Annotated in this window: 15 protein-coding genes and 1 tRNA gene; 7 read left to right on the top strand and 9 right to left on the bottom strand. The window is 65.5% G+C overall.

The genetic code is table 11. The annotated features are described in order from the left end of the window. Nucleotides 1–89 precede the first annotated feature (89 nt). Both clpP and tig read right to left on the bottom strand, forming a co-directional pair. On the bottom strand, nucleotides 90–743 hold the full coding sequence (gene clpP, locus AB4Y43_RS04635) for an ATP-dependent Clp endopeptidase proteolytic subunit ClpP (RefSeq protein ID WP_069268096.1): 654 nt from the start codon (nucleotides 741–743) through the stop codon (nucleotides 90–92). Nucleotides 744–902: 159 nt separating this feature from the next. Then, nucleotides 903–2,249 (bottom strand): trigger factor, encoded by a 1,347-nt coding sequence (gene tig / locus AB4Y43_RS04630; RefSeq protein WP_069268097.1) that lies wholly within the window; start codon nucleotides 2,247–2,249, stop codon nucleotides 903–905. A 417-nt stretch (nucleotides 2,250–2,666) separates the two neighbouring features. On the opposite strand from tig, the gene AB4Y43_RS04625 reads away from it, so the two are divergent. Together AB4Y43_RS04625 and AB4Y43_RS04620 are read left to right on the top strand one after the other, a co-directional pair. Next, on the top strand, nucleotides 2,667–3,827 hold the full coding sequence (locus AB4Y43_RS04625; RefSeq protein WP_368727124.1) for a glycerate kinase: 1,161 nt from the start codon (nucleotides 2,667–2,669) through the stop codon (nucleotides 3,825–3,827). A 248-nt stretch (nucleotides 3,828–4,075) separates the two neighbouring features. Further along, the gene (locus AB4Y43_RS04620) at nucleotides 4,076–4,522 is read left to right on the top strand and encodes a MarR family winged helix-turn-helix transcriptional regulator (RefSeq protein WP_069268099.1); all 447 of its coding nucleotides are present in this window, start codon (nucleotides 4,076–4,078) and stop codon (nucleotides 4,520–4,522) included. A 143-nt stretch (nucleotides 4,523–4,665) separates the two neighbouring features. Here the strand turns inward: AB4Y43_RS04620 and AB4Y43_RS04615 are convergent. Beyond that, nucleotides 4,666–4,752, bottom strand: a tRNA-Leu gene (locus AB4Y43_RS04615). 423 nt (nucleotides 4,753–5,175) lie between these two features. Between AB4Y43_RS04615 and AB4Y43_RS04610 the strand changes: the two genes are divergently transcribed. Continuing rightward, on the top strand, nucleotides 5,176–6,018 hold the full coding sequence (locus AB4Y43_RS04610; protein ID WP_368727132.1) for a squalene/phytoene synthase family protein: 843 nt from the start codon (nucleotides 5,176–5,178) through the stop codon (nucleotides 6,016–6,018). An 8-nt stretch (nucleotides 6,019–6,026) separates the two neighbouring features. On the opposite strand, the gene AB4Y43_RS04605 is transcribed toward AB4Y43_RS04610, so the two are convergent. The 3 genes from AB4Y43_RS04605 to AB4Y43_RS04595 form a co-directional block, all read right to left on the bottom strand. Beyond that, nucleotides 6,027–7,259, bottom strand: a complete 1,233-nt coding sequence (locus AB4Y43_RS04605) for a DUF1501 domain-containing protein (protein WP_368727123.1) — start codon at nucleotides 7,257–7,259, stop codon at nucleotides 6,027–6,029. A gap of 69 nt (nucleotides 7,260–7,328) precedes the next feature. Continuing rightward, nucleotides 7,329–8,837 (bottom strand): DUF1800 family protein, encoded by a 1,509-nt coding sequence (locus AB4Y43_RS04600; protein WP_368727122.1) that lies wholly within the window; start codon nucleotides 8,835–8,837, stop codon nucleotides 7,329–7,331. 262 nt (nucleotides 8,838–9,099) lie between these two features. Beyond that, a complete protein-coding gene (locus AB4Y43_RS04595) occupies nucleotides 9,100–9,414 on the bottom strand; it encodes a hypothetical protein (protein WP_069268101.1) in 315 nt (104 codons plus the stop codon). A gap of 260 nt (nucleotides 9,415–9,674) precedes the next feature. Here AB4Y43_RS04595 and ompR point away from each other — a divergent pair, with 260 nt between their 5' ends. From ompR to AB4Y43_RS04580, 3 genes are all read left to right on the top strand, one after another. Next, the gene (gene ompR, locus AB4Y43_RS04590; protein WP_035514479.1) at nucleotides 9,675–10,400 is read left to right on the top strand and encodes a two-component system response regulator OmpR; all 726 of its coding nucleotides are present in this window, start codon (nucleotides 9,675–9,677) and stop codon (nucleotides 10,398–10,400) included. Between the two features lie 53 nt (nucleotides 10,401–10,453). Continuing rightward, nucleotides 10,454–11,803, top strand: a complete 1,350-nt coding sequence (locus AB4Y43_RS04585; RefSeq protein ID WP_069268102.1) for an ATP-binding protein — start codon at nucleotides 10,454–10,456, stop codon at nucleotides 11,801–11,803. A gap of 151 nt (nucleotides 11,804–11,954) precedes the next feature. Further along, nucleotides 11,955–12,503, top strand: a complete 549-nt coding sequence (locus AB4Y43_RS04580; protein ID WP_069268103.1) for a peroxiredoxin — start codon at nucleotides 11,955–11,957, stop codon at nucleotides 12,501–12,503. An 18-nt stretch (nucleotides 12,504–12,521) separates the two neighbouring features. Here AB4Y43_RS04580 and AB4Y43_RS04575 read toward each other — a convergent pair whose 3' ends face one another. From AB4Y43_RS04575 to ispD, 3 genes are all read right to left on the bottom strand, one after another. Continuing rightward, nucleotides 12,522–13,646: an acyltransferase family protein gene (locus AB4Y43_RS04575; protein ID WP_368727121.1), complete on the bottom strand. Its 1,125-nt coding sequence runs from the start codon at nucleotides 13,644–13,646 to the stop codon at nucleotides 12,522–12,524. Nucleotides 13,647–13,838: 192 nt separating this feature from the next. Then, the gene (gene ispF, locus AB4Y43_RS04570) at nucleotides 13,839–14,318 is read right to left on the bottom strand and encodes a 2-C-methyl-D-erythritol 2,4-cyclodiphosphate synthase (protein WP_069268105.1); all 480 of its coding nucleotides are present in this window, start codon (nucleotides 14,316–14,318) and stop codon (nucleotides 13,839–13,841) included. Nucleotides 14,319–14,352: 34 nt separating this feature from the next. Further along, entirely contained in the window at nucleotides 14,353–15,072 is a 720-nt protein-coding gene (gene ispD / locus AB4Y43_RS04565; protein WP_069268106.1) for a 2-C-methyl-D-erythritol 4-phosphate cytidylyltransferase, read from the bottom strand. Between the two features lie 239 nt (nucleotides 15,073–15,311). Here ispD and mfd point away from each other — a divergent pair, with 239 nt between their 5' ends. Further along, nucleotides 15,312–18,791 carry a transcription-repair coupling factor gene (gene mfd / locus AB4Y43_RS04560; RefSeq protein ID WP_342945713.1) on the top strand — a complete coding sequence of 1,160 codons (3,480 nt, stop codon included), beginning with the start codon at nucleotides 15,312–15,314 and terminating at the stop codon, nucleotides 18,789–18,791. Nucleotides 18,792–18,917: the final 126 nt, after the last annotated feature.

Here is an 18,917-nt window from a genome sequence, read left to right as displayed (position 1 = left end):
TTTGTACGGGGGCCGAGCTGTTCCTTTACGTGCCGTTGTCACGGCTTGCGCGCCCTTCGCAGGGTCGGACGCGCAAAACCGCTCGCAGATCAAGGACGCTTGTGCAGGACCTGATCGACGAGACCGTAGGCCTGGGCGTCGTCACCCGACATGAAGTTGTCGCGATCCGTGTCGCGCGCAATGCGCTCGACCGGCTGACCGGTATGGTGCGCGAGCAACTGGTTCAGGCGCTCCTTCAGGTACAGGATTTCGCGAGCCTGGATTTCGATGTCCGAAGCCTGGCCGCGCGCGCCGCCGAGCGGCTGGTGAATCATCACGCGCGAGTTCGGCAGCGCGAAACGCTTGCCCTTGGCGCCCGACGCCAGCAGGAACGCGCCCATGCTGGCCGCGAGGCCCATGCAAAGGGTCGAAACGTCCGGCTTGACGAACTGCATCGTGTCGTAGATCGCCATGCCGGCCGACACCGAGCCGCCCGGGCTGTTGATGTACAGGCTGATGTCCTTGTCCGGATTTTCGCTTTCCAGGAACAGCAGCTGGGCGACCACGAGGTTGGCCGTCTGGTCGTTCACTTCGCCGACCATGAACACCACGCGCTCCTTGAGCAGGCGCGAGTAGATGTCGTAGGAACGTTCGCCGCGGCCGCTCGTTTCGACGACGATCGGCACGAGGCCGAGCGCCTGCGGGTCGAAGTCCCGCGACGAGTGGGAGGTCAACGTATCCAGCGATTGAGCGCGAATGGTCATGCGATGCATCCTTGTCTGGAAAAGTTCTTCTATATACCCGTATGGCGACGGACCCCGGCTAAATCAACCACACGGACAGCATGGCTAAAACCTGCGGATGCAAAAACGGCGTGCTGGCCGTCGGTCGCTCCGACAGCCGGCACGCCGTAGCGGGCAGATTTAAGCCTGCGCCGTCGCGCTTGCCAGTTCTTCGAAGCTAACTTGCTTGTCCGTCACCTTGGCCTTGCCGAGCACGAAGTCGACGACGTTCGATTCGACGACATAGGCTTCCATTTCGGCCAGACGCTGCTGGTTGGAATAATACCAGCGCACGACCTCCTTCGGGTCCTCATAGCTTTTCGCGAATTCGTCGACTTCAGCACGGATCTGCTCCGGCTTCGCCTCGAGGCCGTTGGCCTTCACGAGTTCGGCGAGCACGAGGCCGAGCTTCACGCGGCGCTCGGCTTGTTCCTTGAACATTTCGGCCGGGATCGGTGCGTCCTTGGCGTTGGGCACGCCACGCTGCGCGAGGTCGGCGCGCGCCATTTCGACGAGGCGTTCCTGATCCTGCTCGACGAGTGCGTTCGGCACGTCGAGTTCGGCGATCTTCAGGAGCGCGTCCATCACCTGGTTCTTGACGATCGACTGGGTGCGGCGCTTCGCTTCGCGTTCGAGGTTGTCCTTGATTTCGGCGCGCATCTTCACGAGGTCGCCGTCGGCGATGCCGAGCGACCTGGCGAATTCAGCGTCGATTTCCGGCAGGTGCGGCCACTCGATCTGCTGCATCGTGATCGTGAACTTCGCCGTCTTGCCGGCGACGTCCTTACCGTGATAGTCCTCGGGGAACGCGAGGTCGAATTCGCGCGACTCGCCCTTCTTCAGGCCGATTGCCGCCTTTTCGAATTCCGGCAGCATGCGGCCTTCGCCCAGCACGAACGCGAAGCCTTCCGCGGTACCGCCCTGGAACGCGACGTCGTCGATCTTGCCGACGAAGTCGACCGTCACGCGGTCGCCTTCCTTCGCTGCGGTGTCGGCGCCGCCGTCACCGTGCTCGCCAGCTTCGCCGCGAGCGTGGAAGTGCACGCGCTGCTTGCGCAGGATGTCGAGCGTGCGGTCGATTTCCGCTTCGGTGATGGTCGTGGTCGTGCGCTCGATTTCGGCCGTCGCGACGTCGCCGAGCTTCACTTCCGGGTAGACCTCGAAGGTCGCGTCGAACGCGTAGTCGCCTTCAGCGGCTTCCGACTTCGGTGCGAAGCTCGGCTGGCCGGCGACGCGCAGGTTCTCGGCGCGGCTGATGTCGAAGAATTCCTTGCCGACCTTGTCGCTCAGGACTTCGGCTTCGACCTGGCCCGAATACTGCTGCGTGACCATCTTGAGCGGCACCTTGCCCGGGCGGAAACCCGGCATGCGCACGTTTTTCGCGAGTTTACGGATGCGCGAATCGATTTCTTTCTGCACGGCGTCCTTCGGCAGGGAAATCGTCACGCGGCGTTCCAGCTTGCCGAGGTTTTCAACAACGTTAGCCATGGCTTCAATCGTCCTAAAATTGTTCGAGCGAATCAGTAATCTGTGGTCTTTGCGAGCCGCGGTCCGCCTGGATCCGATGTGGTCCAGCAACCCGCTTTGGAGCTGAACGCAGGCGCCTCGTGCGCCGCTCAACAGCGCCGAAACGGGCGGCTTGCGGTGCGGTTGCGTCAAAAGAGCCAAGTATTTTAGCAAACTATTTCCCGGTCCCACTGGAATTGCCGTTTGAGTGTGCTATGTGGCTGTTTTTGACCCGGTTTCGACCTGCTTTTGAGCCGCTGCGAGCCTCAAATGCACTCCGATGCGCGCTATCGCAACGCCGCTATCCAGCCCACCCGGCGAGGCTGTTAAGCTTACGCTCGCGCCGGACGCCCCACCGGCCGCAGCCGCTCCCAACACAATTCTTCCAGCAGAGACACCATGCCGAATTCGTCGCCTGACGCTCCCGTTATCGTCATTGCTCCTGATTCTTTCAAAGGCTCGCTCAGCGCGGACGGGGTCGCCGCCGCGATCGCCGAGGGCATCCGCCGCGTGCGCGCCGACGCCGACATCCGCATCCGCCCGATGGCCGACGGCGGCGAAGGCACGCTCGACGCGATGCTGTCGATGGGCGGCGAGCGCCGCGTGCTCACCGTGGAAGGCGCCGCGGGGCCGAAGCGCGACGCCGCGGTGGGCCTGCTGCACGACGGCAGCGCGATCGTCGAAACGGCCGAGATCGTCGGCATCACGGACCCCGTGGGCATGGGCGTGCCGGTCGACGCGCGCAGCACGCGCGGCATGGGCGAGGCGATCCGCGCACTGCTCGACGAAGGCGTGCGGCGCTTTTACGTGGCGCTCGGCGGCAGCAGCACCAACGACGCCGGCGCGGGCCTGCTCGCGGGCCTCGGCCTGCAACTCTTCGATGCCGTCGGCAAGCCCCTCGAACCCACGCCGCAAGCGCTTGTGCACGTAGTGCGCGTGGACGTTTCCGGGCTCGACGCGCGGCTTCGCGAGGCATCGTTCGTCGGTATGTCGGACGTGGACAATCCCCTTACGGGCGAGCATGGCGCAACCGCCGTGTTCGGCCCGCAAAAAGGCGTGACGCCCGAGCAGGTCGCACCGATCGACGCGGCGCTCGGCCGTTTCGCCGATCTGCTCGAAGCGGCGTTGGGCCGTCGCGTGCGCGACGAAGCCGGTTCCGGCGCGGCCGGCGGCCTGGGTTTCGCGCTGCGCATGCTCGGCGCGAGCTTCGAGCCCGGCGCCGAGGTCGTTGCGCGCACCATCGGTCTGGACGAAGCGCTCGATCGCGCGGACTGGCTCATCACCGGCGAAGGCCGCTCCGACGTGCAAACGCTGCACGGCAAGGCGCCGTTCATCGCCTGCCGCCGCGCCGCGGCCGTGGGCGTGCCGGCCACGCTGCTCTCGGGCGCCGTGGATGCAGCCGCCCTGCCGCGGCTCGCGGAACATTTCAGCGGCGGCTGCTTCTCGCCCGCGCCGGGCCCCATCACGCTCGAAACCGCGATTCGCGACGCCGCGCGCCTGCTCGCCAACGAAGCCGAGCAGCTCGCCCGCCTCAAATACGCTGCGCGTACATCCAACTAAGATCCGGGCAGACCGGCCGGGGCCCGCCGCCCCGGCTTCGTCGCCCGCATCCGCGTGGCCAGGTCGCGGCCAGATTCTTGACCCTCGGCGCGACACGCATTCCACAGTAAGCGATTAATAGATTCGTGCACCGCACCGGATGCGCTGGACAAGGGTTAGGATGCGTTGACCGGCGCGCAAGATGGGGCAACAATCATGGAATCGCGACACGTGTCGCGCCCTTCCCAAGCGACCAGACCAGGACTCCCATGAAGGCAAGCAAAGCCGGACTCGAACAATTCCTCACCTATCGGCTGCATGTCCTGAACAAACTCTCCGAACGTGGCGCGAGCGAACGCTACCAGGCGAAGCTCGGCATCACACTTCCGGAGGCTCGGCTCATTGCAGCTGTGGGGGCGTTCGGCCCGTTTTCCGTGATGGAGCTTGCGCGTCACGCAAATCTCGACAAGAGCCAGGCAAGCCGTGCAGCCGAGGCGCTGATGCGCCGCGGCCTCATGCAGCGCGACACGAGCGAGGAGGATGGACGCCTCGTGCTCGTTTCGCTCACAACCGACGGACGCGCGCTGTATCGCAAGGTCATGCCCATCGCGCGCAAGTGGAATGTCGACCTCTTCGCGAGCCTCGACGACAAGGAACGCGACGCACTCGCACGTGCGCTCGACAAGGTGATCGAAGCCATGCAGACCGAACCGTAAGGCAGTCCGAACAAGCAGAGGCAATAAGTCAAACAGATGGCGGCCAGAGTCAAGCCGCCATCGCGAGTGCTTCGCGTAGAACGCGCCCATGCCGCGCACAAACAAAAAGGCCATGTACCGGAAGGTACATGGCCTTTTTACTTTGGTGCGTGAGGCCGGACTCGAACCGGCACACCCTTGCGGGCGTCAGGACCTAAACCTGGTGCGTCTACCAATTTCGCCACTCACGCGAATTCTTTGCGCTTGTCTTCTTGCGCCCGGCAGGACCGCTGCCAACAACGCGTGCGATACAACCCTGTGCGACATGCCGACTGATCGAGTCCTCGTGAGACGCCGGGCGCGGTGTTGTCCACCTCGCCCGCAATACAGCCTGCTTTCTGACTGCGCCCGCCGGCAGCGATGCTTCATTATGGGCCGGCTGCGCGATTCCAGCTAAGCGTCAGAAAGCGCAAGCGCGAGATTCTAACCGATTGACTGGCGCTTGTCTGCATCCCGAAAACAGTGCACGACGGGGCACGACAGCGCATCGACCCACGCGCCGGGGCGCCCTCCAGGGCCGGCCGAAAGCCGCGCCGATGCTAGAATCGCGGCTCTACCGTCGCGGCGCGCGCTGGCCGCCGCGCAAGCCGCTTCGCCCCACATCTCCGAACGCCGTGAACTTCGACGACTACTGCCTGCAAAAGGCGGCTCCCCCTGGTTCGAGCACTTACTATGCGCTGCGTCAGGCCCGCGCTGCGCGCCAGCCGCTCCTGACCGCCCTCTTCGCACTGCGCCGCGAACTCGAGGAAACCGCGAAAGAGACGAGCGATCCCACCGTCGGCCGCACGAAGCTCGCCTGGTGGCAAAAGGAACTGGCCGCGCTCGCCGCGGGCAAACCCGCGCATCCGGTCACCCAGGCGCTCGCCGCGCATCTCGGCAATGCGAGCGCCGTCTATCCCGATCTGCAGGCGCTGCTCGCCGGCTTCGAGATGGACTTCGAGCAGGCGCGTTATCTCGATCTGCCGAACCTGCGCCGCTATATGCAGGGCGTGGGTGGCACGTTCGCCTCCCTCGTCGCGCAACTGAGCGCGCGCACCGACGAGGACCGCGAGAACGCTGCACGCTGGGCCGCGCCGCTCGGCAACGCGCTGATGCTCGCGCAGTTCGTGCCGGAAATCGGCAACGACGCGCGCCATGGCCGCATCTACGTGCCCATCGACGAACTGCAGCGCTACAACGTCACCGCCGCCGATCTCATCAACCGGCGCTATAGCGCGGAGTTCACCGAGCTGATGCAGTTCGAGACCTCGCGTGCGCGCGAATCGGTTCAGGCAGCGCTCGACGCGATTCCCGCTTCGGCACGGCGCGACCAGCGCACCTTGCGTGCGCTCGCTGCGCTCGAACTCGCGTTGCTCGACGAAGTCGAGCGCGAAGGCTACCAGGTGCTGCATCAGCAGATCGTGCTCACGCCAGTGCGCAAGCTCTGGATCGCCTGGCGCGCCGCGCGGCGCGGTTGACGCCCGCGCTACGCGCGCAGCAAGGGCAGCGGCTCGAAGCGCTGCTGCAGCACGGTCTGTGCGTCGAGGCCCCACCACGGGCCTAGCACGGTCGCATAGATCTGCCTGAAATCGACGCCCACCGGCAGATTGCCGTTGCCGTCGAGCCGCGTGAGTTGCGGCGCCTGGCCATAGAGCCCGCCCGCCACCCGCCCGCCCGCGACGAAGTGCGCCGAAGCCGTACCGTGATCGGTGCCGCGGCTTTGATTCTCGCGCACCCGCCGCCCGAATTCCGCATACGTCACGATGAGCGTGCGGTCCCAACGCCCGAGTTCTGCGAGCGCCGAGCGCATCGCCGCCATGCCCGTCGCGAACTGGCGCAGCAAGTCGGCGTGACGCTGCGGCTGGTTCTGATGCGTGTCGAAGCCGTTCAGCGTCAGACGAATCACCGCGACACCGCGCCCCGCCATCGGCGTACCTTGCGGGGTGTCGCTCGAGGCGAGCGCCTGCATGGCCGTTTTGATCGAGGTGCCGAACGCGCCTGGCGGAAACGCAGTCTTCAGCGCGTAATTGCCCGGGCGGGGCCGCAGCGCATCGGCGGCATGCACGATGTCGTTCTCGACATCGAGGATATGCGCGAGCGCGGGATTGCGTTCCTTGAGCGAGACCGGTGTCACGAGGCGCGAAGCGCGTGCGAACTGTGCCGGATTGACGAGCGCGATGGCGCGCGCGCCGTTCGAGAGCGGCCCCATCTCGGCGCTGCCGAGCACGAGCGCATCGGCGGCGAATCCGGACGGCACCGGCTCGCGTGCAAACGCGCGCGTGAGCCAGCCCTCGCGCAGATATTCGTTGGAGCGCGAAGCCGTGTCCCAGATCTCGATCGATCGAAAATGCGAAAGATTGGGCTGCGGGTAGCTCACGCCCTGCACGATCGCGAGCTCGTGCGCGCGCCACATCGGCATGAGCGGCGCGAGCGCCGGATGCAGCGCCGTGCGCTCGTCCAGTTGAATCGCCTGTGCGCGCGGCACGCCGATCGTTTGCCGGTAGCTGTAGTAGAGCGGATCGGCAAACGGCACGACGGTGTTGAGGCCGTCGTTGCCGCCCTTGAGCTCGACGAGAATCAGCAGGTTCTCGTAGCCGCTCGCCGTGCCCGCATGCATGGACACCGTGCCTTGCGCGCGCGCAGCGCGAGGCAGCCATAGCGTAGTACCCGCCACCGCGGCGGCCGTCGCACCGGCTGCAAGAAAGTCGCGTCGCTTCATGGCTTGCCTCGCTCGTCAGTGCGGCGGCGCACATTGCCGCCAGGGATTCGGCTATTCGTATTCATTGCTTCACTTCAACTGATACACCGGATCCATCAGCAGTGCCTGGAGATACGAACCCGCACGGCTGCCAACTGCAATCGCATCGACGGGCGCCAGCGGCAGGACTGCATGCTGCATTTGCAACTGCGCGGACAAGCCTGGCGTGGCATCGGCGGTGAGACCGTAGCGCGAGAGCCAGCCATCCAGATCGAAGCGCATGCCGCCTTGCAACGCGTCACGCCGCATCGCGTTCGGCGCGTTCTGCATGTTTTGCGGCATGCTTGCGGCGATCCTGGCCGCTGCGGCCGAAGCATGCGGCCGCCCTGCTTCCGTCGCACGAAACAGCTGCTCGACGAACTGCTTGCGCGCGAGCAGCGTCGAGCTATTGATCCACGATGCCCCGCCGGGCCACCCCTTCACGTTCGGCGGATAGAACAGGTTCTCGCCCAACGCGGCCGAGCGGCGCGCGAACGGCAGCGTATCGCCATAGGCCACATCGAAGCGCCGCAGCGTGCCGACGATGAACTCCACCGGCGAACTCACGAGCACGCCCCGATTGCGTTCATCCCAGAACGCGGGAGTGACGAGAAGCGCGCGAAGCGCAGCGCCGACTTCATAGCCACTTGCGCGAAAACGATCGGCGACGCTTGCAACCTGCGCATCGTCGGGCGTCGCGGAGATGAACTCGCGCCAAAGCCTCGCCGACACATACCTGGCAGTTTGCGGCTGCATGAGCAGGATGTCGAGCACCTGGTCGCCGTCGAACGGACCGCTGCGTCCCAGCACGGTCTTCTCGCCGTCGTCGTGCAAATCGGCGCGCCAGACGAACGCCTGAGTGTCGGGATCGAGACTCCAACCCGTGTAGGCGCGCGCCGCTTCGGCAACGTCGCGCTGCGCGTACTGTCCTTCGCCCAGCGTGAACAGCTCCATCACTTCACGCGCGAAATTCTCGTTGGGCCGGCCCTTGCGATTGCTCGCGCCGTCGAGGTAAAGCAGCATCGCGGGGTCCTTCGCGACCGCATGCAGCATGCTCGCGAAACTGCCCAGCGCATCGCGCCGCAACAGCGCGTTTTGCGCGGCCATCAACTGCGGCTCGCCGACTTTGTCCTGACCCGAGGTGAAGTGGTTGTGCCAGAAGAGCGTCATGCGCTCGGTCAGCGGCGAAGGCGTGACGAGCATTTCGCGCAGCCACCATGCGCGCAATTCGTCATAGCGCGCACCGCGCTGGCGCTGCGCTTGCTGGCGCTCTTCAGGGGTCCACGCGTTGCGCTGTGCCCGACTCGGCGGGACTTCGGCGGTCCACGCGGGCAGCGGCGTGAGCGCCTCGCGGCGCGCGTTGCCGACGAGCCGCGCGACAGCCTGCTCTCGCGAGAGCCCCACGTAAGGCTCGACTTCGCTCTCGCGCGGCGCGAAGCCCGTGCGCACGAGAAGATGGCGGGCGTCGTCGGCATCGAGCAGTGCATCCGCGCCGTCGTCGGGCGCCGCTGCGCGGGCGGCGGACTGCGCGCTTGCCTTCGACCGTCTGGAGTCGCTCATGATGAATGGGCGCACGACGAAACCGCCGGCGCAATCATTAAAGGTACCGGCTTAACGGCTGCGACGAAACGGATGTTGACAGTGCAATTGCTACGGTATTTTTCAGCGCGTTTCGGCGGTGCAAGTGCGCGAATGCGCGCTTCGAAGGCGGTAAAATCATGAAAGGCGTGAGAAAGGCGTGCATGAGGTGCGAAAAGAAAATCGCGTAAACGTTATTGCGGCACTTTCGCAGCAGAGCGGCATTTACACCGCCTCAGCGGTATTAGCGCTTGTACAGTTCGCGCACGGCGTCTTCGATGTGCTGGCGCAGGAGGCGCCGCTCATCAGGCGTCATATGGCCGTCGCGGCGACGCTGATCGAGATCGGGGGGAACCGCGGGACGCTGGTTGATGTCCGACGCGGGGCGCGGGATCGTGTCGCTGCGTACGCGCCGCATCGACGATTTGCCGAACGGCGAGCGAGCGGAAGACTGCGAGTTCTCGTAGCGGTCTGCGGAGGGCTGGGCCCGGGCCGGCACCGACTCCAGTGCAGCCGCCACGCCACCGGCTAGCGCCAGTGCAAGCATGGTGTGGCGCATTGTCGGCCTGACCCCTCCCATCGTTTTGTTCCCTTCTTGACGCGGCAAACGGCTACCTCGAATACATGTGCGAACCCGGCTCGGCGCGGGCATGAATTTTAAAGTCGAATGAAGTATCTACCGAACTGCCGCTTTCCGTAAAGAAGTCTATCTGTCGGTGCTTGCGGTCGTGGCACAGCACGGGTAAATTTTGTAACTGACTGTAACCTGATAATTGGTGCAAACTCGCACCACTATCCAATCGCGCTAAGATGCCAGGCATGGAAACCAAAAACCCGTCCAAAATTCTCGTTGTCGATGACGATCCCCGACTGCGGGACCTGCTGCGCCGCTACCTCGGCGAGCAAGGCTTCAACGTCTATGTGGCCGAAAACGCCCCCGCCATGAACAAGCTGTGGGTGCGCGAGCGTTTCGACCTGCTGGTGCTCGACCTCATGCTGCCAGGCGAAGACGGCCTGTCGATCTGCCGCCGCCTGCGCGGTAGCAACGACCGCACGCCCATCATCATGCTCACCGCCAAGGGCGAGGACGTGGATCGCATCGTCGGCCTCGAAATGGGTGCCGACGACTATCTGCCCAAGCCTTTCAACCCGCGCGAACTCGTCGCCCGCATTCACGCGGTGCTGCGCCGTCAGGCGCCGTCCGAACTGCCGGGCGCGCCCTCGGAAACCACCGAAGTGTTCGAGTTCGGTGAATTCGCGTTGAACCTCGCCACGCGCACGCTCACCAAGGCCGGCCAGGAAATTCCGCTCACCACGGGCGAATTCTCGGTGCTCAAGGTGTTCGCGCGTCATCCGCGCCAGCCGCTCTCGCGCGAAAAGCTCATGGAACTGGCGCGCGGCCGTGAATACGAAGTGTTCGACCGCAGCCTCGACGTGCAGATCTCGCGCCTGCGCAAGCTCATCGAACCCGATCCGGGCAGCCCGCGTTTCATTCAAACGGTCTGGGGCCTCGGGTATGTGTTCATTCCCGACGGCGCCGCGTGATCCTGAATGGTGTCTCGTTGTCTGCACTGCCTCTGTTGAAACGGGAAGGGCCCATGCGGATTGACCGGCGTTTGCTCACGCTCGCGTTCGGCGATCTGTTCTGGCGCACCTTCCTGCTGATCGCCCTTCTCATCGCGGTCAGTCTCGCCGCGTGGTTCCAGAGCTTTCGCGTGATCGAACGGGAGCCGCGCGCGCAGCGCGTGGCGCTCCAGCTCGTCGCGATCGTGAAGCTCACGCGCACCGCACTCCTCTACTCCGATCCCGATCTGCGCCGCGCACTGCTGCAGGATCTCGAGAGTAACGAGGGCGTGCGCGTGTACCCGCGCGAAACCACCGACAAATACAAGCTCCAGCCCGATGAGTCGCTCAATCGCCTGATCGAGCACGACATCCGCGGCCGTCTTGGCGACGACACCGTGATCGCGCAGTCCGTGAACGACATTCCGGGCGTGTGGATCAGCTTCAAGATCGACGAAGACGACTACTGGGTCGCGCTCGACCGCGACCAGCTCGACAACGTCACCGGTTTGCAGTGGGTCGGATGGGGCGTCTCGGCGCTTGCGCTATCGCTTTTCGGGGCGGCCTTCATCACGAGTCTCGTGAACCGGCCATTCGCGCGGCTCGCCATGTCGGCGCGCATGCTGGGCTCGGGGCAGCCGCCTGCGCCCTTGCCTGAGAGCGGCATGGGTGTCGCGGCCGAAACCAATCGCTCGTTCAACCAGATGGTGCGCGACCTCGAGCAGCTGGAGGCCGACCGCGCGCTGATGCTCGCGGGCATCTCGCACGATTTGCGCACGCCGCTCGCGCGCCTGCGCCTCGAGACGGAGATGAGTCCGTCCGACCAGGCCACCAAGGACGCGATGATCGACGACATCGAGCAGATGGACATGATCATCGGCCGCTTCCTCGATTACGCTCGGCCCACCCAGCGCATGCCCGAGCGCGTCGACCTCTCGGTCATTGCCGGCGAGATGGCCGCGCGCATGGCAAGCGAAGACGGCGTGCGTCTCATCACGCGACTCGCGCCCTCGGCCATGATCGAAGCCGACGACACCGACATGCGCCGCGTCGTGGGCAACCTGATCGAGAACGCGCGCAAGTACGGCGCGAGCGAAACCGACGGCATTCCGCACATCATGCTCGAAACGCGCGTCTCGCATTCGCGCGTCGAGCTCTCGGTGGTCGACGAAGGCCCGGGCATTCCCGAGGATCAACTCCCGCTCGTCACGCGGCCGTTTTACCGCGTCGATACGGCCCGCACGCAGGCCAACGGCACGGGACTCGGCATGGCCATCGTGCAGCGCCTCGTGGGCCGCTATCGCGGCGCGCTGCGCCTGCGCAACCGGCTGCCGGGCCCGGGCCTCGAAGTGACGATCGAGTTCCCGCTCGCCAAGGGCGCCTGAGGCTCGTCCCCTCCTGATCGAGGCCCGGCGGCGGCGCACCGTCGCACCACGCGCCGCCCGCACCTGCGACAATCGTTTTCCTGGGCACGCCACGCAGCGCGTGGCGTCAAAGCGGGCCGCCCGGCCCGTCTCTCGTCTGAGGACCTCCGCCATGAAAACCGTCGGCGACAAACTCGAAGCCTTTACCGTCACGGCCGCGAAGCCCGGCTTCAACCATCCCGAAGAAAACGGAGAGTCAGCGTTCACCGAGATCACCGAGCAGACCTTCGCCAACAAGTGGAAGGTCATCTACTTCTACCCCAAGGATTTCACGCTCGTTTGCCCCACCGAGATCGTCGCGTTCGCACGGCTCATCAAGGAATTCGATGACCGCGAAACGGTCGTGATGGGCGGCAGCTGCGATAACGAATATGTGAAGCTCGCCTGGCGACGCGAGGACAAGACGCTCGATCGCCTCAATCACTATTCGTTCGGCGACGTGAAGGGCGAACTCATCGATCAGCTCGGCATACGCGACAAGGAAGCGGGCGTGGCGCTGCGCGCGACGTTCATCGTCGATCCCGACAACACGATCCAGCATGTCACGGTGAACAACCTGAACGTCGGGCGCAGCGCCGAAGAAGTGCTGCGCGTGCTCGATGGGTTGCAGACCGGCGAGCTGTGTCCGGACGGGCGCGAAGTCGGCGGCGGAACGCTCTAGGTCTCGCGCCGTGGCGCATCACGTCTGGCTCGCGGCGGTGCGGGTGGGCAGGCGGTTGCGTATGGCCGTTTCGAGCGGCCGCTTCCACTCGAGCACGCGCTTTTCCAGCACCTGCCACGACAGATGGGCGAGCAACACGGCCAGCGCGAACTGCAACACGAGCGCGAGGGCCGGCTGAGCAATATCGGGCACATGGAGCCTCGCATAGAGCCCCGGCGCCATGCCAAGGCGCGCCGGCACGAGGTTGTGAAACAGATAGAAGCCGTAGCTGATCGTGCCGAGATATGCGAGCGGCCGCAGTTCCAGCGCTGCGACCAGTACGCTGTCCTGTCGGCGCACGAGCCACAGGAACAGCGCGCCGAGCGAAAGCGCGAGCCCGATGTCGAAGCAGCCCGGCAGCATCGTCACGCTCGTCACGCCTTCGGCGCAGTCAGCACAATCGGCGCGCGCCAGCGCGAAGCCGGCAACCGCCGCACACGCCCCGACGAACCACAACGCGCTCAACACCCCCGGGCGTAAAGGCACGCGCGCGCCGCCGATCGCCAGTGCGCCACCGAGCGCAAGCATGGCGAAATTCCACGGCGAGAATGCGTAGATGAGCGGCGCGATCGCCCCTGCTTCGTAGAGCGCGAGATGCGCGCACGCCGCCGCCGCGATGACCACCGCGCAGAGCGCGAGATGGCGCGACGCGCGCACGAACAGCAGCGCAAACGGCGCGACGAGATAGAACTGCTGCTCGACCGCGAGGCTCCAGAAATGCGACACGGTGCCGGGCCAACCGTCGTGCACTACGCCGATCCAGTAATTGGAGAGGAATACGAAATGCCAGGCTAGCCCGAGATCGACATCGCGCTGATAGAAGCTCGCATGCGCGATGGTGAGCGCCACGAGCAGCAGGTAATACACGGGAAAAATGCGCAGCGTGCGCTTCATGAAAAAGACGTACAGCAGCGCGGCCGTGCGCGCGCCGTGCTGCTCGATGCGGACCCGATTGCGATGCAACTCACCGATGATCAGATAGCCGCTGATCAGAAAGAACAGCCAGACGCCGATCTTGCCCGCATCGACCGCGTCGACGTGGGCCTTGTGCGAGAGGAACACGAGCACCACTGCCAGCGCCCGCAGGCCATCGAGGCCTTTCACGCGTCTTTCAACTCCCGCCATCGTCCTCCCCACTTCCGGATACCGGTTCAGTATGGGACGAAAAAAACGGAAATTAATCGGCAAGAAAAGCAACGGCGATGATTGCAGCTGCAATCATCGCCGTCAGGTGCGGAGCAGGCACGGGTCCTGCTCGCGCCGTTCAACCCTTCAAAACGACGGTTGAATAACCGCTCATGCGCGCAGCAGCAGTACCGCCGCCTGCGCTTCGATCCCTTCGCTGCGGCCGAGATAGCCGAGCTTTTCATTCGTCTTCGCTTTCACGTTGACGCGCTCGACCGGCAGGTTCAGGTCTTCGGCGATCGTCTTGCGCATCGATTCGATGTGCGGCGCGAGCTTGGGCGCCTGTGCGATCACCGTGGTATCGACGTTCATGAGGGTGAAGCCCGCCTCCTGCACGCGGCGCAGACATTCGCGCAGCAGCACGCGGCTGTTCGCGCCGTAGAACTGCTTGTCGGTATCGGGGAAATGGCGGCCAATGTCGCCGAGCGCGGCGGCGCCGAACAGCGCGTCGGTGATGGCGTGCAGCAGCACGTCGGCGTCCGAGTGGCCAAGCAGGCCGCGATCGTAGGGGATCGTCACGCCGCCGAGCACGAGCGGGCGGCCCGGCACCAGCGCGTGCACGTCGTAGCCTTGTCCGATTCTGATGTCCATGTTTGGGGTTCCGGGTAAAGGGATTGCGGCGCGCTTACTCCGCGGGCCGGCTGAGGATCGCTTCGGCGAGCGCGAAATCTTCGGGGTACGTCACCTTGAAGTTGCGCAGGCTGCCCTGCACGAGTCGCGGCGCGTGGCCGAGCCACTCGATCGCGCTCGCTTCGTCAGTGAGATCGTGGCCGTCCTGCTGCGCGCGCTCGATGGCCGTGCGCAGCATGCCGATGCGGAACATCTGCGGGGTCTGGGCCTGCCAGAGGCCGTCGCGCGATTCGGTGCGCGCGATATGCGCGCCGGGCGCCGCGGGGTCCTTCGGCGCGACGCGCTTGAGCGTGTCGGCCACCGGCAGCGCCATGATGCCGCCCACGGGGTCGTCCTTGAGCGATTCGACGAGCGCGCGGATCAGCGCCGGCGTGATGCCGGGACGCGCGGCGTCGTGCACGAGCACCCAGTCGTCGTCGGTTGCGCCGAATTCGGCGAGCGCGGCGAGGCCGTTATAGACCGTAGCCTGGCGCGAGGCGCCGCCGCAGCGGCGCACGGCAAAGCGCAGGCCGCCGAAGCGCCGGGCGTCGAAGTGGTTATCGTCGGGAGAAATCACCACGAGCGTCTGCGAGAATTCGTTGCAGGCGTCAAAAGCGGCAAGCGTATAGTGCAGGAGGTCGCGTCCGGCAACGATTCGATATTGTTTCGGCATGGCCGAGCCCGACCGGCTGCCGGTACCGGCGCACGGAATCAGGGCAAAGAGGCGTGAAGTCACGGTGTCGCGAGCCGCATGAGTCAAATTAAAGGACGGATTTTATAATAGGTCCCTTGCCCGCACGCCGGACGCCCGCAAAAAGGCCCTGGAATGCCCGCGCAACGTAAGGAAAAGCGCGCCGAATTCACTTGAAGACCGCAAACCGGCCCCCATATCCCGGTGTTGCACCGTGCCCCGAACTGAACTGGCCACCATACCCGACACAAGCGCCGACACAAACGTCGGCCACCCTGTTGCCCATGTCCGATATCGCCGCTTCCTCGCAATCCCCGTCCCCCGTTGCCGTCGTCAAGCCGGGGCAGCGCTACGCGTTCGATGGCACGCACGGCTCGTCCGACGCGCTCCTGATCGCCCGCTACCGCGAGGCCGCGCGCGCCAGCGCCGCCCGTGCGCCGCTGCTGGCCGTGATCTGCGCGAGCGCCGTGGACGCGCAGCGCCTCGCCCAGGAGATTCCGTTCTTCGCGCCCGAGGCGCGCGTGCGCCTGTTGCCCGACTGGGAAACGCTGCCGTACGACACGTTCTCGCCGCATCAGGACCTCGTTTCCGAGCGCCTTGCGACGCTGCACGATCTCGGCGAAGGCCGCTGCGACATTCTCATCGTGCCGGCCACCACGGCGCTCTACCGCATGCCGCCCGCCTCGTTCCTCGCGGCGTATACGTTCTCGTTCTCGCAGGGCGAACGCCTCGACGAAGCGAAGCTCAAGTCGCAGCTCACGCTCGCGGGCTACGAGCACGTGAGCCAGGTGGTGCGCCCGGGCGAATATTGCGTGCGCGGCTCGCTCATCGACCTCTTTCCGATGGGCTCGCCGCTGCCCTACCGCATCGACCTCTTCGACGACCAGGTCGACTCGATCCGCGCGTTCGATCCGGACAGCCAGCGCAGCCTCTATCCCGTCAAGGACGTGCGCCTGCTGCCGGGTCGCGAGTTCCCGTTCGACGAAGCCGCGCGCACGGCGTTTCGCAGCCGCTGGCGCGAGGTGTTCGAGGGCGACCCGAGCCGCGCGACGATCTACAAGGACATGGGCAACGGCGTGCCGTCAGCGGGCATCGAATACTACCTGCCGCTCTTTTTCGAAGAAACGGCCACGCTCTTCCACTACCTGCCGGAAAACGCGCAGCTGGTGTTCTCGGGCGACCTCGACGCCTCGATCCGCCGCTTCACGAACGACACGAAGCAGCGCCACAACTTCCTCTCGCATGACCGCGAGCGGCCGATCCTGGAGCCGCAGCGACTCTTCCTGACCGACGAGGACTTCTTTACGTTCGCGAAGCCGTTCGCACGTCTCGTGCTGCCCGCCACGAGCGCGGGCGGCTGGGCCACGGCGCTGCCGAACCTCGCGATCGACCGTCACGCCGACGACCCGCTCGCGTCGCTGCGCACGTACCTCGAAACGACGAAGAACCGCGTGCTGTTCGCGGTGGAATCGGCGGGCCGGCGCGAAACCATCGCGCAGCTGCTCGCCGACAACCATCTGCGCCCCGCGGGCGCGGACAGCTTCGAGGACTGGCTCACCGGCGACGAGCGTTTCACGATGGGCGTCGCGCCCCTCTCCACGGGCTTCTCGCTGCCGGGCGAGGAACTCGCGGTCATCACCGAGACCGAGCTTTACGGCCCGCTCGCGCGCCGCGCCGGGCGCCGTCGCCAGGAACAGGCGAGCAACGTCGATTCGATGGTGCGCGACCTTTCCGAGCTGAAAGTGGGCGATCCGGTGGTCCATGCGCAGCATGGCATCGGCCGTTATCACGGTCTGGTGACGATGGACCTCGGCGAAGGCGACACCGAGTTCCTGCACCTCGAATACGCGAACGGCAGCAAGCTCTACGTGCCGGTATCGCAACTGCATGTGATTTCGCGCTACAGCGGCGCCGATCCCGATAGCGCGCCGCTGCATGCGCTCGGTTCGGGCCAGTGGGAAAAGGCGCGCCGCAAGGCCGCGCAGCAGATCCGCGACACGGCCGCCGAACTCCTGAACCTCTACGCACGCCGCGCCGCGCGCGAGGGCCACGCGTTCGCGCTCGAGCCGCGAGACTATGTCAAGTTCGCGGAGAGTTTCGGTTTCGAGGAAACGCCGGACCAGGCCGCCGCGATCGCCGCGGTCATCGGCGACATGACGAGCGGCAAGCCGATGGACCGCCTCGTCTGCGGCGACGTGGGCTTCGGCAAGACGGAAGTGGCATTGCGCGCGGCGTTCATCGCCGTGATGGGCGGCAAGCAGGTGGCAATTCTCTCGCCCACCACGCTGCTCGCCGAGCAGCACACGCAGACCTTCACGGACCGCTTCGCCGACTGGCCCGTGCGCATCGCCGAGCTGTCGCGCTTCAAGTCCGCCAAGGAAGTGAGCGGCTCGATCCAGCAGATCAACGACGGCAGCGTCGATATCGTGATCGGCACGCACAAGCTGCTTTCGTCCGATGTACAGTTCAAGCGCCTCGGGCTCGTGATCATCGACGAGGAACACCGTTTCGGCGTGCGTCAGAAGGAGGCGCTCAAGGCCCTGCGCGCGGAAGTCGACGTGCTCACGCTCACCGCCACGCCGATTCCGCGTACGCTCGGCATGGCGCTCGAAGGCCTGCGCGACTTCTCCGTGATCGCGACCGCGCCGCAAAAGCGCCTCGCCATCAAGACGTTCGTGCGCCGCGAAGAAGACAGCGTGATTCGCGAGGCCATGCTGCGCGAACTCAAGCGCGGCGGTCAGGTGTACTTCCTTCACAACGAGGTCGAGACCATCGAGAATCGCCGCGCGATGCTCGAAGCGCTCGTGCCGGAAGCGCGCATCGCCGTGGCGCACGGCCAGATGCACGAGCGCGAACTCGAAGCCGTGATGCGCGATTTCGTGGCGCAACGCGCGAACGTGCTGCTCTGCACGACGATCATCGAGACCGGCATCGACGTGCCGACGGCGAACACGATCCTCATCCACCGTTCCGACAAGTTCGGCCTCGCGCAGCTGCACCAGCTGCGCGGCCGTGTCGGGCGTTCGCACCACCAGGCGTATGCGTATTTGCTCGTGCACGATCCGCAAGGGCTCACGAAGCAGGCGCAACGCCGGCTCGAAGCCATTCAGCAGATGGAGGAACTCGGTTCGGGCTTCTATCTGGCGATGCACGACCTCGAGATTCGCGGCACGGGCGAGGTGCTCGGCGACAAGCAGTCGGGCGAGATCCAGGAGATCGGCTTCCAGCTGTATACGGACATGCTCAACGACGCCGTGAAGGCGCTGAAAGACGGCCGCGAGCCCGATCTCAACGCGCCGCTCGCGGCGACCACCGAGATCAACCTGCACGCGCCCGCCATCTTGCCCGCCGACTATTGCGGCGACGTGCAGGAGCGCCTGTCGCTCTACAAGCGGCTCGCGAACTGCGAGCACGACGATTCGATCGACGGCATTCAGGAAGAGCTGATCGACCGGTTCGGCAAGATGCCCGCGCAAGCGCATGCGCTGATCGAAACGCACCGTCTGCGTCTGGCGGCCAAGCCCCTCGGCATCACGAAGATCGATGCGGGCGAAGCGGTCATCGGCCTGCAGTTCGTGCCGAATCCGCCCGTGGACGCCATGCGCATCATCGAGATGGTGCAGAAGCACAAGCACATCAAGCTCGCGGGGCAGGACAAGCTGCGCATCGAAACGCGCAGCCCCGATCTCGCGGTACGTGTTGCGACCGTGAAGGAAACGTTGCGCGCGCTCGGTGCGCCCAATCGCGCTGGCGCATCGCGCTGAACGCCTTTTCATCATCTTCGGACGCCCGCGCGGATTGCCCTCTGCGCGGGCGTTTTCACGTCATGCTGCAGCGCGCCATGCGCAGCGCAGTTGCCCGCTGCGTGGGACGCCATACGGCTCGCGGCT

Source organism: Paraburkholderia sp. BR10872 (assembly GCF_040965835.1).
Lineage (GTDB): Bacteria > Pseudomonadota > Gammaproteobacteria > Burkholderiales > Burkholderiaceae > Paraburkholderia > Paraburkholderia nodosa_A.
Note: the sequence above shows the minus strand (reverse complement) of the source record. Positions and strands in the feature narration are given on the sequence as shown.

Coding starts and splice junctions, on each gene's coding strand:
- clpP (WP_069268096.1), bottom strand. CDS start 743: ATGACCATTCGCGCTCAATCGCTGGATACGTTGACCTCCCACTCGTCG.
- tig (WP_069268097.1), bottom strand. CDS start 2,249: ATGGCTAACGTTGTTGAAAACCTCGGCAAGCTGGAACGCCGCGTGACG.
- AB4Y43_RS04625 (WP_368727124.1), top strand. CDS start 2,667: ATGCCGAATTCGTCGCCTGACGCTCCCGTTATCGTCATTGCTCCTGAT.
- AB4Y43_RS04620 (WP_069268099.1), top strand. CDS start 4,076: ATGAAGGCAAGCAAAGCCGGACTCGAACAATTCCTCACCTATCGGCTG.
- AB4Y43_RS04605 (WP_368727123.1), bottom strand. CDS start 7,259: ATGAAGCGACGCGACTTTCTTGCAGCCGGTGCGACGGCCGCCGCGGTG.
- AB4Y43_RS04600 (WP_368727122.1), bottom strand. CDS start 8,837: ATGAGCGACTCCAGACGGTCGAAGGCAAGCGCGCAGTCCGCCGCCCGC.
- AB4Y43_RS04595 (WP_069268101.1), bottom strand. CDS start 9,414: ATGCGCCACACCATGCTTGCACTGGCGCTAGCCGGTGGCGTGGCGGCT.
- ompR (WP_035514479.1), top strand. CDS start 9,675: ATGGAAACCAAAAACCCGTCCAAAATTCTCGTTGTCGATGACGATCCC.
- AB4Y43_RS04585 (WP_069268102.1), top strand. CDS start 10,454: ATGCGGATTGACCGGCGTTTGCTCACGCTCGCGTTCGGCGATCTGTTC.
- AB4Y43_RS04580 (WP_069268103.1), top strand. CDS start 11,955: ATGAAAACCGTCGGCGACAAACTCGAAGCCTTTACCGTCACGGCCGCG.
- ispF (WP_069268105.1), bottom strand. CDS start 14,318: ATGGACATCAGAATCGGACAAGGCTACGACGTGCACGCGCTGGTGCCG.
- mfd (WP_342945713.1), top strand. CDS start 15,312: ATGTCCGATATCGCCGCTTCCTCGCAATCCCCGTCCCCCGTTGCCGTC.